Origin of the sequence: Sphingomonas sp. QA11 (assembly GCF_028473665.1) — a bacterium.
GTDB classification, from domain to species: Bacteria; Pseudomonadota; Alphaproteobacteria; order Sphingomonadales; family Sphingomonadaceae; genus Sphingomonas; species Sphingomonas phytovorans.
Map to the genome: position 1 here is coordinate 2,430,078 of NZ_CP098774.1, position 14,976 is coordinate 2,445,053.

Below are 14,976 nucleotides of genomic sequence, written 5' to 3' on the forward strand. Positions count from 1 at the left end.
GCTCACCTGGCGGCGTCCGTTTCTTTTTTCCGGAGGTTCCATGTTCGTTCGCCGCGACCTGATCCTTGGAACTCTGGCGGCAAGCGTTGCGACGAGCGCATGGCCGCAGACTCCACCTCCGGCCAAAGCCGGCGAAGCGCCAGTGCCCGACCTTCCCGATCCGGTGGAGACAATCGATCTCTGGCCTGAAGGCGCGCCGGGCATGCCGGACGCCCCGCCAGTCGAGACGGTCGATCAACGCGGCACCGACCCCGACCTGCCCGATCGAGCGGTGCGGGGCATCACCCGCCCGCGCCTCGTCGTATTCCGGCCCCGTATCCCCAATGGCGCCGCCGTTCTCGCGATGCCCGGTGGCGGTTATCTCCGCATCGTCATCGACAAGGAGGGCTATGAGATCGCCCGGTGGCTCAGCGCCCGCGGCTACACGGTGTTCGTGTTGTTCTACCGCCTGCCGGGCGACGGCTGGCGGGCCGGACCGGATGTCGCCCTGTCGGACGCGCAGCGCGCGATGCGGCTGATCCGCTACCGCGCGCGAGATTTCGCGATCGACCCCGACCGCGTGGCGGCAATGGGTTTTTCCGCCGGTGGTCATCTCTGCGGCGATCTCGCCACCCGGTTCGCGGCGAAAACCTATGATTCGGTCGATGCCGCCGACAAGCTCAGCGCACGCCCGTTCGTCGCTGCGCCAATCTATGCGGTGCAGTCGATGACCTTGCCGGTGGCGCATGCCGGCTCGCGCGAGCAACTGATCGGCAAGGATGCGAGCCCGACACTGGAACGGGCGCACACCCCCGCGAGCAACGTCACGAAGCAGACCCCGCCCTGCTTCCTCCTCCATGCCGAGGACGACGCGACCGTGCCGGTCGAGAACAGCCTGCTGTTCCGCGCGGCGCTGAAGGCGCAGGGCATCACGGTCGAGACTCACTTGTTCGCCAATGGCGGCCACGGCTTCGGCCTGCGCAGGACGATCGGCAAACCGGTCGGGGCATGGCCCGACCTGTTCGTCGAATGGGCGAAGACCCAGAGCCTTGCCTGATCGAGGCTATAGCGCCCGATAGGTGAAATTGGAGAACCGCGCTTCTCCGGCGCCGGCCGAATACAGCCCCGGCCGCAACATCAGGAAACCGCCACGGACATTATGGTGGTATCCGGAAACCTCCATCCCGCGATCGAAGCGCCCCCAGGTCAGTCCGCCATCCCCGCTGGTATGTATTGCGACGATATGGCGCTTGTTGGCAATCCGCATCCGCATCTTTCGTCCATGTGGATTGGCGGGCCTGCCGCGCTCGATGCCATATTGGTGCGTGACGAAGCGATCCTGGTCGAAGCCAAGCCCGCAATAGAGCTTCTCGTCATAGAACAGCACGAGCCCTGCCGTACCGCCCGGCGCGATCTCGATATCGCATTCGACCTGATAGCCAAGATCGCCGGCGATCAGCAGCAGCGGCGATGAATCGACCGGCGCGGCACCACTTGCGGTGAGGATCAGAGCGCCTTTCTCGACGCGTGCTCGCGCGCCTTCCCGCGGGCCCGGCTTGAAGAAATTCCATTTGCGGCCGAGCGCCAACGTCTTGAAATCATCGGACAGTGGCTGGCCATGGGACAGCGCCTGACCGCCTTTGGGTTTCGCAATCGGCACCGAGAGATCCCCGCCCTTCATACGGAACCAGCCATCGGCGGTCCATTCGACCGGATCGAGCAGCGCCTGACGGCCGAGCGTCCAGAACCCGTTCTCGAACCCGTGATAGACCGACCACCAGCTACCGTCCGGCGCCTCCACCAGCGAAGCGTGGCCTCGCGACCACCATTTCTCATGATTGTCGACGGTGCGGACCAAGGGATTGTGCGGGCAATTTTCCCACGGACCGTGAAGGGACCGGGACCGCGCCGCGATCACCATATGACCGGTGGGCGGCCCCGCGGTACCGCCCACGGCAGTGATCATGTAGAACCAGCCGCCGCGCCGGACCAACTTCGGCCCCTCGGGGGAAAATCCCTCCACATCCCAATCGTCGGGATAGTGCCAGGGATCATAGACGTGCTCGACCTCGCCGACCGTGGACAATCCGTCCTCGCTCAGCCGGATGCGGTCGCCGCCCGACAGGAACAGCCAGCGCGATCCGTCTTCCCCCACGGCATGGCACGGATCGATATGACGGTGCAGGCCCAGGTCGACCGGCTCGCTCCAGGGGCCGTCGATATGATCGGCCCAGATAACCCAGATCGAATTGGGCGACGCCTTGGTTGGGATATAAATGAAATAGCGCCCGCCATGCTTCTCCAGCGAGACAGCCCAGACCGACCCTATGTTCCTGGTCAGCGCAGCGCCACGCGGCTGCCAGTTCACGAGATCGCGGGAATGCCAGATCGGAATCCCCGGATAGGAATCGAAGTTGGAGAAGGTCATGTAATAGTCGCTGCCGTCCTTCAGGATCGCGGGATCCGGATGGTCGCCCGCCAGCAGCGGATTGAGGAAGTGCCCATCGCCCAGATCGGCGATACGCTGATTGTCGTGACCGCGGCGCCAATCGGGTATGGCAGGCGCTCGCGCGGCCGCCGCATGCACCTCGCCGGAACCGACCAGCGCCGCCGCGGTGCCGAAAAGCGCCGTACCGAACATATCGCGGCGATTGATCATGCCGTTACCGTTATCCACCATCAGCCGGCTCCTGCCTTGAAATCAGCGCCCGCGGCGCGGTTAGGTCTCCGCGCCACGCCCTGCTATTCCCACCGATATTGGGGGCAGTGCGGGATCGGCATATCGTGGAACTGGCGTGGCTGAAGGATTTCGTAGCGCTTGCCGAGAGCGGCAGCTTTTCCCGCGCCGCCGAAGCGCGCCGGATCGCGCAGCCCGCCTTCGGTCGCCGAATCCGGGCGCTGGAGAGTTGGGTCGGCGCCGCCCTATTCATCCGGTCGTCCAGTGGTGCGACGCTGACGCCGGCCGGCGTTCAATTCAACCATGGCGCGGCCGGGCTTATCGAGACGATCGAGCTTTTGCGCCGCGATACGCGGGAAGCGGCGGAAACGAGCGACAGCGACGCGATCACGCTCCGTTTCGCCGCGACACACGCGCTTGCCTTCACCTTCTTTCCCGGCTGGATCCGCCAAGTAGAACAACACGGCCCGATCGGCCCCACGCGGCTGTTCTCCGATACCATGGCCGGGTGCGAGGATTTGATGTTGCAGGGCCAAGCGCAATTCCTGCTCTGTCATCGCCACGCGCTGGCGGCGAGCAGGTTCGAACCGAGCCGGTTCAGATCGATCGCCGTGGGAATGGACTCGCTCGTACCACTCACCGCGCCGGACGCCGACGGAGGCCCGCGGTGGTCGCTCAACCAGACCGGCGCCTCCCTGCCCCTGCTCTCCTACACCGAAGAATCCGGCCTCGGCCGAATCTTTGCCGCGCATGATATCGCGGACCGGATACCGGCACTTGAAAGCGTGTTCTCCGCACAGCTCGCGGCCACGCTGCTCGGCAAGGTGCGCGAGGGCCATGGCATCGCCTGGCTGCCGGCGGGGCTTGCCGCGAAGGACATGGCGGCCGGCACACTGGTTCGCGCGGGAGGAGCCGAGTGGGACGTCCCGATCGAGATCGGCCTGTTCCGCCCGCTTGAGCCGCAAAGTGCCGCGGCGGAACGCTTCTGGGCCAGCCTCACCTCCCTCCCCGCACGGCCAGCGTGACGGGTCCAGCGATCCGGGAAAACAACGGACCTGCAAAGCCAACCGCCTTACGCCGGGACTAGCTGGCAGGAAGCGCAACGACATTGTTCAGCAAGGTCGTCTCAGGCGCATTGCCTATCAGCGCGACCCGAACCCGCACCGCGCCTGCCGGCACGGTCAGCGTCACCTTCGCCGTCTTCGGCTGAAGATCGAGCGGCGCCCCCAACGGAGGCACCGGTGCTGTAGCGAGCACCCTGCCGGCAGCATCCTCAAGCGACAGCGTTCCGCCGGACGCATCGATTGCGCCCAGGCTGTGTACCGTTACCGTCATCGCCCGCTTCGTCATCGCGATATCGTCGATGCCAATCCCAAGGTCCGCCCGCTGATCCGTCGGCACGCCAGGCGCGACCAGCGCGAATTCGAACACATTCTCCCCCGGCGCGAAAACCAGCGGGATCGACGCGCTACGTTCAAGCGTGATCTCGCTAGTGCCGGAAGACCCCGTCATCTTCCACCGCCCCGCGGTCACGTTCCATGCCGTCATGTCCGCCCTTTGCGGCCTGCCGCTGGTGTTCCAGGCGATCACCTTGAACGTGCCCATGGTCGCGCCGGGCACCAGAATGGCCACCTGCTCCGCCGCGCCCGCCTCGGCGAACCGCCAGCTTACGCTGTTGCCTGGCCAGGTCTGGTTCCGGCGCAGGGCGATTCCGCCCAGCCGTTCGCGCTGCAGAATCTCGTTGGGCTGATCGACCCGGTCGGACCACCAATGCCCTTCGGTGTACATATATCGATGCTGCGCCTTGTCGGCGATCGCATCGGCGTGCAGCGCGTCGAGCCATTTGGTGTCGCCGGTCGCGTTCCATGCCGCATAGCGTTCGAATGCGCCGCCGCCCGTCGCCTTCGCGATCAGGGCCGCCCCCCAATCCTTCCGACGATCGAGTGCATCGACCGCATTCTCGTTGATATCGGCGAGGGACGCGGGCCCGCTCTTCGCCGTGCGCCCCAGCACCGGGCGGAGATATTTCTCTTCGCCGGTAAAGCGCCACGCCGCCCAGGCCGATTGAAGCGGCGTCGACACGCCTCCGCCATCGCCCGCGCGCTCCGCGTCGGTACGCCAGTTGATTTCGTTCGGGTATGTCCAGTTCCCGTCCTTGTCCTGGCGGCCATGTGCCATCCAGCCGTCCATCGTGCCGGTCACAAGTCCGCGAGCAGCGGGGTTCCCGTTATAGAGACCAATCAGGATCGGCGCGTGCATCACCGTAAAGCTGTAGGGCTTCTCCCATTCCCACGGTCCCTCGCGGTACATCTTCGTGCCGCCGTACCAGTTGCTGGCGAAGTGCATGTGACCGGCTGGATTCTTCTGGACCACGCCGGACAGCGCTCGAGCGGTCGCCATCAGTCGTTCTACCGCCCTTGGCTCGCCCCAGTTGAGGTAGAGCCGTTCGGCGTCGCTGTTGAGCCCTTCCTCATAGGCGTGCAGTTCATCGGTGGTGATCGTGCCGAGCCCATTGGTGATCATGCGGTTGGCATATGCAGCGTCGGACAGCGCGCGGACCGATGCATTGATCTTGTCCGGTTCCACTCCCATCAGCGCAAGGCCCGGCCATTGCTGCACCAGATCGGTATCATCCGAGATGCCGCCGCCGAAATCGCCATAGGGCACCTGCCGGTTGTCGATCCACCAGGTTACGAACTGGCGGACGAGCTTCAGGTCTTCAAGCTGCCGGAACGCCCAGAGCGGTACGCCAGCCGGCGCCTGGGGCTGGGTAAAGGCCGGAAAATTATGCTCGCCATAGCTGATGTCGGCCCAATAGCGCCGAGCCTCGGCGTTGTCGGGGTCGACCCGCAACAGGTCGGAGACATCGGTATAGAGGCGAAGATAGAGCCCGGCGCGCTTTGACGAGGTATGTTCCTCGACCAGGAAACCCCAATTGTCCTTCACCTGGTTGAACCGGTCGGCGATATGCTCCGGCAGCGCGGCCGCGCGATCCTTGAACACCAGCCGCACTTTCATCCCATCAAGCGACTGCGCCCCAAAATCGGGCGCGGCGGAGGCCATGGTCAGAAACAGGCTGTCGTCAGTCAGAATACGATCGCGCAGGTCAAGCCAGACGGTCCGTTTCTCCCCCGGCCGCACCGAGACCGACACGTCGATCATGTCGCGGCCTGGCCAGATCGGGTCCTTCACCCGGATATTGAGCGGGATCAGCCCATCCGCACCGGGGGTCGCCTTTAGCCCGGGGATATCGAGCGCGATGCCGTCGAGCCCGTCATGCACATTCTCCCAGCCATAGTTCCATGAGCGTGCGGAGGGGCGCCCGGGAAACGCATCGCCAAAGCCCGACGGGACCAGGATATGGACGATCGGCGCGCTACCCTCGACATGCACGGCCGCGGTCGTGGCAGCCGCGTTGCCGGCACCCGCCGCCGCGCGCGCACCGGCGGGCAGCGCCACCACCGTCGTGCGCTCGTCCGGGGCATAGCGACCGGCGATATAGTCGTTGAGCGCGGAGAGCGCGGCAAAGGCCGGCGCTGCATTGGCCTGCACGGTGTAGCTCAGCATGAAGCTGCCCTCGGGCTCGGCCGCGTCGGTCACGTCATAGGCCCAGATTTCCTGGATCGGTGTTTCCTGCGCGGTGTTCGCGAAGCGCAGCTTCCCGCCCGCCCTGCGCCCGAAGCTGTCGATGCTGCGCACCACCCCCTGCGGGCGCCGTCCCAGCGTGGCGTACGACACACCGTCCTCCGACCAACTGAGCGAGCCATGGGCAGCACCCCGGATCTCGACCCGGTTGAAGTGCACGCCCGCCGGCACCGTCAGGTCATAAGCCTTGCCGCCCTCGACATAGGTGTTCCAGTCAGGCAGCTGGAAATAATCGTTGCGTCCGGGCAGGCGCGAGCGGTTATACACGCCCGGCCAGGTCGTCTCCGCAATCCCGTCGATCCCCTTCCAGTTCCACTGCTTCAGGTCCCTCGCATCGGCAAACTCGACCTTGCGGATGCTGGTGGTATTGCTCGTCAGCGCGGGCGGCGATGCCGTGTCCCAGCCGAAGCGATGGAGCCAGGCGGTGCGCCGCGCCGCTTCGGTGACAACGGGAGCCACGGCCGGCTCGCGATTGTCGGCCAGCGCCGCGACATCGGCGGCGGCGAGCATATGATCATAGACAAGGATTTCATCGACGTCGCTGCCACGCATGAAGTGGTAGCGGCTCTGCACCTGATGCGGCGAGATGATCCGCCCGGCCAGGCCGAACTGATCGAGCCCGGAATCGAGATCGGCCTTGCCGTCCTTGCGTGCCACTTCCTTGCCGTCGACGAACAGCCGAACGCCGACACCCTCGTCCCACGAAAAGGCAATGTGCTTCCACTGGTCTGCGGCGGGCAACTGGTCGATCCGGAACGACACGCGACTCCGTGCGAGATTGGCGTCGGTGACGAAGGCATCGAAGCCGTGGCCGTTCCAGTCGATGCGCAGGAACGCCATGTCCCAACTGGAATGATCGGCAAAGCCCACGCGGAAGATCGCGAAGGGCGCCTCGCCCACCGGCGTGCGCGGCCGCCAGAAGAAGGAAAGCGTGCCGCGCTGGGCATAGATATTACCCGGCGCGCGCCAGGCGACATAGCCATCGTCTTCCCACCGGATCGCCCCGCCCGACTTGCCGCCGGGCACGATCGCTACATTGCTCTGGAAATTGGGTTCAGCCTCGCCCCCGGCGCGCTCGGCGATCAGGCCCTGGTCGGCGGAGACGCGGAACAGCGAGCCGGCAGGATCGGGCGCTGACCGGGCATGGGCGCCGCTGGCAGCCAGTGCGATCCCCAACGCGATCCAGGACGTGCGAAGGGCCAATGTCACGCGCTCTCTCCCTTACAGGAGACGGTTACATCTCGCCTCCCTCCCCTGACTATGCCAGCACATGACACCGGTATCAATCCACGTTTCGGGCTAAGCACTTCGGAGATCGGCCGATACGGTAAAGAAGGCGGCGGGCCTTGCCCGCCGCCCTGCGTTCTCAGAACTTCGCGCCCGCCCTCACGCCGATCGTGCGCGGCGTGACCGGAACGATATAAGGCCGCTGCGAGCAACTTCCGCATTCCTGGAACCGCGAAAGCTGGCCGCGCTCGTCGAAGGCGTTCTGCACGAAGAACTCGAGCGAATAGCTGCCCAGATCCGTACCGATCGCGAAATTGGCGATGGTATAGGCCGGCAAGCGCCCCTGCAGCGCGGCCGGGTTGACCACTGCCCCTGTCCCGGTCTGGATGACCGCGGTGCGGATATCCGATGCTGCCGAACTCTGATGCGCCACGATGCCCTGGATATAGGGCTTTATCGAACCGAGGTCGAAGGTGTAGCGCGCCGTGCCATTCACCTTGACGCGCGGCGTGACCGGCAGCCTCGTACCCGCCGGAGCCGAGATGAGGTTGGCCTCGCCTCCCGGTCCCGGCAGGGTGCAGGAGAAGCTCGGGTCGTCGAACAGGCACAGATTCTTCCTGGTCTTCGCGTCGGTGTACGACCCCGCCGCCGTCAGCACGAGCGCGCCGAGATTGAGATTGGCATCCATCTCGATACCGCGAATCCGCGCATCCGGACCGTTATGGATTTCGGTGAAGCTGTTCTGGCCGAGGAAGGAGAATTGGAACTTCTTCCATTCCTGCTGATAGATGGCACCGTTGAAACGAAGCTTGCCGCCGGCAAGCGTGGTCTTCCAGCCGATCTCGTAATTGGTCAGATAATCCGCTGCATAGGGCGGGATAGTACCGCGCCGATTGATGCCGCCCGGCCGGAAACCGCGCGACCATGTGGCATAGAGCAGCACATCCTGAACGGGTTTCCATGTGAGGTTCAGCTTGTGGGTGAACCCCTGGCCCTGCGTGTTGACCGGTTGCAGCCCCCGACCGGCCGCGTAGACGGCCAGGTTGGTGCACGGGCTGCCCGCCACCGCCGGCGGAAGCAGGGTGAGCGAGCTGCTATAGGTATCGGTATCGCGATCATAGAGCCGCTGGCCCGAGGTCGTGAAACATTGCGCGACGCCGGTGCGGTTGCTGCCGGCGGCGTTGGGCGGCGAATCCGAGAAGCCGTTGCCCGGATTGCGCCCGAAGCCGAAGAAACCGATCAGCGAATTGTCATAGATGAAGGCGCGACCGCCCGCCGTGAAGGTCAGGTTCGGCAGGATGTCGAAGGCAGCCTCCCCGAACATCGCGTAATCCTTGTCGACGCGGTGCTGCTGAGTCAGCCACAAGGTCCCGGGAGAGCCGTTCACCGACAGTGCCGGCGCGAGACCCGGCACCTGATAATCCTGATGAATGTCGTTGCTCTGGCGCTGATAGAAGGCGCCGGCCACCACGCGGAACCGTTCGCCCTGCGGCGAGGCGACGCGGAATTCCTGGCTCATCTTCTTGAAGTGATCGCTGCCGAGCACGTTCTGGCGCGGGTCGATCGTCGCACCGGCTGCATTCTTGAAGTAGAAATAGTTGCTGATGCCGCCGACCGACGCATAGAGATGGTCATATTGCTCGGCATAATCGGTATAGTCGGTCGAGGAAAAATCCTTCCGGTCGAGATAGGCGCCGGCATAAGTCAGATCCCAATTGCCGAGCTTGCCCTCGATCGTCAGGGCTGCCTGGATGAAGCGATCCCGCCGATATTCGGGATAGAAATGCTGGACCTTGAGGTCACCGACCCGGGGATCGTAGCCGTAGCTGCCGTGCGAGCGGGTATCCTGATAGATCGCCGCCGGCGTGACCGTCCAGTTGTCGTCCAGGTCAATCTTCAGCGCGGCGCGGCCACCCCAGATCTCCGTGTCGTTATAGTCCTTCTTCACGAATTTGGCGTTGTTGACCGAGATGCCGCCATTCGTTGCGGTGCATCCGAGCGGATTGGTTTCAGGCAGGAAGCTGCGGCAGCCGGGTACATTGTCGATATAGCCAGCATCCTTCTGGTAGAAGCCGACCGCGCGGAACGCGATGTCCTGCGAAATGGGCACGTTGATCATGCCCTCCAGCTTGCCGCCTACGCCGCCCTTGTTGACGCTGTTCACCTCCCCGTCGACGCGGCCGTACAAACCACTCGTATCGGGTTTGTTGGTGATGATGCGCACCGTACCGGCCTCGGACGATGCACCGTACAGCGTGCCCTGCGGCCCCGCGAGGCTCTCGATGCGGGCGATATCATAGACATGGACGTCAAGGTTGCCGCCGATCGTGGTGACCGGCTGTTCATCGAGATAGACGCCGACCGACGGCAGAGACCCGGAATGGTTGCCGTCGCCGCCCGAGGCGACGCCGCGCATGTAGACGACGTTGGTGCCCGGGGTGCCACCCAGCGCCTGAAAGGATACCGACGGCAACAACTGGGAATATTCGGCGAAGTTGGTGATGTTCAGCTGGTCGAGCTTCTTCGTGCCGATCGCCTGGATGCTGATCGGCACGTTCTGGATATTCTCCTCGCGCTTCTGCGCGGTGACGATGATATCGTCCTGTCCGCTGGGAGCGGCCTCCTGCGTATCGGCGGACGTCGATTGGGCGAATGCCGGGGTTGCCAGGCTCGTGCAGGCGAGCAGAGCGGTGACGGCGAGTTTACGCTTGGTGACATGCATCGTGGGCCCCCCGATGAAATTATCTGTCAGGATGCTGTTCGCGGCCGCAACATCCGTCAATCGCAACGGTCGCCTGAAATCATTTCGCGGCCGCATCGTGACAGTTTTGCAACGTTCAGACGAAGGCGGGGACACCCGGATAGCTGTCCAGCACGTCGCCCAGCGCTGCCTTCAGCGGGTCGAGCCACAGCTCGAACGGTTTCCAGCTTTCGGTGCCTTCGCGAAAGATCGGCCGGCGCACCTGTTCAGAACTCGCGGTGCGAACCGCACGCTCGGTCTTGTGGAAATCGAGACAGGCCGGATCGAATTCCAGCCCGCACGCCGCCAGCAACGCCCGCACTTCGGCCTCGGTATCGTCCACCATCCGCTCATAGATCACGCGGTGGACGAGGCCGGGCAGCACCCTGTCGACATGCGCCAGCAGCCGCACATAGTCGCGATAATATCGCCCCATATCCTCAAGCGCGTAGGTGAACGCCTGTCCCCGCGCGAAATGTTGCTTGAAATTGGAGAAGCAGCAGCCGAGCGGATGGCGCCGCGCATCGACGATCTTCGCCCCGGGCAGGATCAGGTGGATGAACGGCAGATGCGCCCAGTTGTTGGGCAGCTTGTCGATGAAGAACGGGCGGTCGGTGCGCCGCTGAACGCTCGCCCGGCGCAGATATTCCTCGCCGATCTCACGAAGGCGCGACGGCGCAAGGGCATCCATGCCCTGAGGATAATCAGCGATCTGCCGGGCAAGGAAGGGAATATCGGGAAGCTCGGACGTCCCCTCGACCAGCGGGTGGCTCGACAGGATCTGCTCGACCAGCGTCGATCCGGCGCGGGGCATGCCCAGAATGAAGATCGGATCGGGCGAGTCGCACCCCTGCCCTGCCCGTGCGGCCAAGAAACCTGGCGTGAAAAGTGCCACGCTCCGGTCGACGAACGCCTCGGTCTCGTCCGCATCATAGACGATCTTCGTCCGCCGCAGCGCATTGCCCGTCGCATAGTGACCGAACGCGGCATCCGCCTCTCTGCGATCCTCGAATGCCTTGCCGAGCGCGAAATCGAGATGGAAACGGTCCTCGTCCGAGATATCGCCGCGGCCAAGGGCAGACCGCATCGCCGCGATATCGGCTTCGTCGAAGCGCACGGTCTTCAGGTTCGCGAGACTCCACCACGCCTCGCCCAGTCCGGGCGTCAGCGCGAGCGCACGACGATAGGCCGCGACGCCGTCAGCCTGTCGGCCGACCGTCTTGAGCATATGGCCATAGCTCATCCAGACGCGCGGCTGGTGCGGCGCGCCCTTCAGCACCGCTTCGTACAGTTCGATCGCCTCGTCGAAACCACCGATCCGTCCAAGCGCCGCGGCCTTCAGATTGGCATGGCCCGGATTATCCGGCTCGTCGTCGAGCACGAGGTCGAGTTCGGCGATCGCCTCGGCCGAGCGGTTCTGCCGGTAAAGGGCAATGGCGAGGTTCGCGCGCGCCGCGGTGAATTCAGGTGACAAGTCCAACGCGCGGCGCAGCAGGGTCTCGGCGTCCTTGTAGCGGCCGATCCGCCCGGCCAGTTCCGCCAGCATGCGGATCGCGGCGACGTCGAACGGATCCTCCTTGAGGTGCGCCCGCAGCAGCGGCTCCGCGACCGACAGCGCGTTGTCGTGCAGCGCCAGCGCGGCGTCGATCAGCCGTGGCGGCCAGCGGCTGCTCTCCAGATGCCATGTCGATTGCGAGGGGGGGATGCTTGCCATGTCGTGCCACCAAGAAACATGGTGCGCGCCGCCGATCAAGCCGTAGAGTGCGCGATAGGGGAGATCGTCCGAATGTCAGTACCGCCCTCACGTGCCGCCCTGGGCTTCTGGACCTGCCTTGCGCTGGTCGTCGGCAACATGATCGGCTCCGGCGTCTACATGCTGCCCGCGACACTCGCCCCGCTCGGCTGGAATGGCATGATCGGCTGGTTCGTCACGATCGGGGGCGCCCTGTGCCTCGCCTTCGTCTTCGCCCGGCTCGGCGCGAAACTGCCGCTTGCTGGCGGACCTTATGCCTTCACCCAGGCAGCGTTCGGCCCAGGCGTCGGCTTCGCGGTCGCCTGGAGCTATTGGGTGCTGATCTGGGCCGGCAACGCCGCGATCGCTGTTGCCGTGGTCAGTGCCCTCAGCCTGATCGTGCCCGCACTCGGTTCGACACCGGGCCTGCCAGCGATCGCAGCGCTCGCGGTCATCTGGATATTGATCGCGGTCAACATCCGCGGAGTAGCGCTCGCCGGCCAGGTTCAGTTCGTGACGACGGTGCTCAAACTGGTGCCGCTCGCGGGTGTCATCATCCTCGCGGCGTGGCTGTTGCTGCGGGACGGCAGCGGCGCGATCGCCCCCAGCACGCCGGTACCGCTCGGCGCCGGCGCGATCGCCGGCGCGGCGGCGATCACCTTCTGGGGCTTTCTCGGCGTCGAATCTGCGACCGTCCCGGCCGACAAGGTGGAGAACGCGGCCCGCGTCGTGCCGCGCGTCACCCTGATCGGCACCGTGCTGACCGGGCTCGTCTACGTGCTTGTCTCCGGCGCCGCCATGTTCATGATGCCTGCGGCGATCACCGCAGCCTCCCCCGCCCCCATCGCTGAATTCCTCGGTCGCAGCTTCGGGCCACGCACGGCCGAGATCGTCGCCCTGTTCGCCGCGATCAGCGCCTTCGGCACGCTCAACGGCTTCATCCTGCTTCAGGGTGAGATGCCCTGGGCGATGGCGCGCGGCGGGGTGTTTCCGGCCTGGTTCGGCAAGGAGAGCCGCTTCGGCACGCCGGCCCGCGCCCATCTCGTCTCGGGATTGCTCGTCACCGTGGTGACGCTGATGAACTATGCCAGTTCGATGGGACAGCTCTTCCAGGACATCGCGTCGATCTCGCTCGCCGCCGGCATGCTCGCCTATCTGGCGTGCGCGCTCGCTGCGATCCGCCTGCTGCCCCGGGATTTGCCGCTGAAGATCGCGGCCGCGACCGCCGCCGCCTTCGTCGTGTGGATGGTCTATGGCCTTGGCCTGAAGGCCGATCTCTGGGGTCTCGCGCTGCTGCTGCTCGGCCTGCCGGTCTATTGGTCCGTCAGGCGCGGCCGAATCACTTCCAGCGGCGCCACCGCCCCATGATCCCGCGATCGGCGATGATCTCGTGCGCCGCATTATGCCCCGGCGCGCCAGTCACACCACCGCCCGGATGGGTCCCTGCGCCGCACATATAGAGACCCCTGATCGGCGACCGATAGTCGCCGTGCCCAAGCACCGGCCGCGACGCCCAGAGCTGGTCGAGCGACATGTGACCGTGCATGATGTCGCCGTCGATCAGCCCGAACTTGCGCTCCAGGTCGAGCGGTGAATGAATCTGCCGTGCGATCACCGCGTCCTTGAAGTTCGGCGCATGCGTCGTGACCGTATCGATGATCACGTCGGCCGCCACCTCGCGCTCGTCGTCCCATGAACGGCCGTCGGGCAGAACCGGCGCGAATTGCTGGCAGAACAGGCTGGCGATGTGCATGCCCGGCGGCGCGAGGCTGTCGTCGATCGAGGTCGGCAGCTTCATCTCGACGATTGGCTCGTCGGACCACCCCTTCACCTTCGCGTCGGTGAACGCCTTGTCCATATAATCGAGCGTCGGCGAGATGATGATGCCGCACGTGTGATGCTCCCCCACATCCTTGCCTGGCAACACCGAGAAATCAGGCAATTCGGACAGCGCAACGTTCATCCGGAACGTGCCGGAGCCAGTCTTGAAATTGTCCATCCGTCGCGCGAATTCCGGCGTCATGTCGGCGCGGTCGACCAACTGGCGGTAAAGCAAGGCCGGGCCGACATTCGCGGCGACGATGTCGGCCGCGATCTCTTCCCCACTCTCGAGCTTCACGCCGGTGACTCGGTTGCCGTCGACCAGCACCCTGGCGACCGGCGTCTCCAGGCTGATCTCGACGCCCATATCGGCGCACGCCTCGGCCATGAACTGGGTGATCGCCCCCATGCCACCGACACTGTGGCCCCAAGCGCCCTTCTTGCCATTCACTTCGCCGAACACGTGGTGGAGCAGGACATAGGCGCTGCCCGGCGTATCGACGCTGGCATAGTTGCCGACCACGGCATCGAAGCCGAACGCGGCCTTGACGTACTCGTCCTCGTACCAACTATCGAGGAAGTCGCGCGCGGACTTGACGAACAGGTCCATCACATCGCGCTGCGCCTCGATCGACATGCCGGCGAGGCGCTTGCCCTGTGCCGCAGCCGCCAGCAGCGCGCGGATGCCACCACCGGCATTCGGCGGGGTCTTGAGCGCCATGTCACGCAGCACTTCGGCGACGCGTTCCAGCGCTTCTTCATATTTCGGGAAGGTGTCCGCATCCTTTTGCGAATAACGGGCAAACTCCGCCCGGGTGCGATCCTCGCCTCCGCCAAGCTTGAGATAGCCGTTCTCGTTCGGGAAGAAGTTGGAGATCGTCCGCTCGATGATCCTCCAGCCGCGCTCGTGGAGGCGCATGTCCCTGATCACTTTCGGGCGAAGCAGGCTGACGGTGTAACTCGCGGTCGAGTTACGGAAACCGGGGTGGAACTCCTCGGTAACGGCCGCGCCGCCAACGATGTCGCGGCGTTCCAGCACACGGACCTTCAATCCGGCGCGCGCGAGGTAGAAGGCGCAGACAAGGCCATTATGGCCACCGCCGATGATGAGCGCGTCGTATTTCTGGGTCATTCAGCCAACCATTCGTTTCGAGC

At 64.9% G+C, this 14,976-nt stretch carries 8 protein-coding genes; 3 read left to right on the top strand and 5 right to left on the bottom strand.

Going from position 1 to position 14,976, the window contains the following annotated elements:
- Positions 1–40: 40 nt before the first annotated feature.
- Positions 41–1,036, top strand: coding sequence for an alpha/beta hydrolase (locus NDN01_RS11375; RefSeq protein WP_272627485.1), 996 nt, complete (start codon positions 41–43; stop codon positions 1,034–1,036).
- 6 nt (positions 1,037–1,042) lie between these two features.
- Here the strand turns inward: NDN01_RS11375 and NDN01_RS11380 are convergent, their stop codons facing one another.
- Positions 1,043–2,659, bottom strand: coding sequence for a family 43 glycosylhydrolase (locus NDN01_RS11380; protein ID WP_272627486.1), 1,617 nt, complete (start codon positions 2,657–2,659; stop codon positions 1,043–1,045).
- Positions 2,660–2,745: 86 nt separating this feature from the next.
- Between NDN01_RS11380 and NDN01_RS11385 the strand changes: the two genes are divergently transcribed.
- Positions 2,746–3,681 carry a LysR substrate-binding domain-containing protein gene (locus NDN01_RS11385; RefSeq protein ID WP_272627487.1) on the top strand — a complete coding sequence of 312 codons (936 nt, stop codon included), beginning with the start codon at positions 2,746–2,748 and terminating at the stop codon, positions 3,679–3,681.
- A gap of 58 nt (positions 3,682–3,739) precedes the next feature.
- On the opposite strand, the gene NDN01_RS11390 is transcribed toward NDN01_RS11385, so the two are convergent.
- The 3 genes from NDN01_RS11390 to NDN01_RS11400 form a co-directional block, all read right to left on the bottom strand.
- Entirely contained in the window at positions 3,740–7,510 is a 3,771-nt protein-coding gene (locus NDN01_RS11390) for a LamG-like jellyroll fold domain-containing protein (RefSeq protein ID WP_272627488.1), read from the bottom strand.
- A 157-nt stretch (positions 7,511–7,667) separates the two neighbouring features.
- On the bottom strand, positions 7,668–10,250 hold the full coding sequence (locus NDN01_RS11395; protein WP_272627489.1) for a TonB-dependent receptor: 2,583 nt from the start codon (positions 10,248–10,250) through the stop codon (positions 7,668–7,670).
- Between the two features lie 115 nt (positions 10,251–10,365).
- Positions 10,366–11,982, bottom strand: a complete 1,617-nt coding sequence (locus NDN01_RS11400) for a tetratricopeptide repeat-containing sulfotransferase family protein (RefSeq protein WP_272627490.1) — start codon at positions 11,980–11,982, stop codon at positions 10,366–10,368.
- Between the two features lie 72 nt (positions 11,983–12,054).
- On the opposite strand from NDN01_RS11400, the gene NDN01_RS11405 reads away from it, so the two are divergent.
- Positions 12,055–13,368: an amino acid permease gene (locus NDN01_RS11405; RefSeq protein WP_272627491.1), complete on the top strand. Its 1,314-nt coding sequence runs from the start codon at positions 12,055–12,057 to the stop codon at positions 13,366–13,368.
- On the opposite strand, the gene NDN01_RS11410 is transcribed toward NDN01_RS11405, so the two are convergent.
- Positions 13,340–14,953, bottom strand: a complete 1,614-nt coding sequence (locus tag NDN01_RS11410) for a phytoene desaturase family protein (protein ID WP_272627492.1) — start codon at positions 14,951–14,953, stop codon at positions 13,340–13,342. The genes NDN01_RS11405 and NDN01_RS11410 overlap by 29 nt on opposite strands.
- Between the last annotated feature and the right edge of the window lie 23 nt (positions 14,954–14,976).

Coding starts and splice junctions, on each gene's coding strand:
- NDN01_RS11400 (WP_272627490.1), bottom strand. CDS start 11,982: ATGGCAAGCATCCCCCCCTCGCAATCGACATGGCATCTGGAGAGCAGC.
- NDN01_RS11375 (WP_272627485.1), top strand. CDS start 41: ATGTTCGTTCGCCGCGACCTGATCCTTGGAACTCTGGCGGCAAGCGTT.
- NDN01_RS11410 (WP_272627492.1), bottom strand. CDS start 14,953: ATGACCCAGAAATACGACGCGCTCATCATCGGCGGTGGCCATAATGGC.
- NDN01_RS11380 (WP_272627486.1), bottom strand. CDS start 2,659: ATGGTGGATAACGGTAACGGCATGATCAATCGCCGCGATATGTTCGGT.
- NDN01_RS11405 (WP_272627491.1), top strand. CDS start 12,055: ATGTCAGTACCGCCCTCACGTGCCGCCCTGGGCTTCTGGACCTGCCTT.
- NDN01_RS11395 (WP_272627489.1), bottom strand. CDS start 10,250: ATGCATGTCACCAAGCGTAAACTCGCCGTCACCGCTCTGCTCGCCTGC.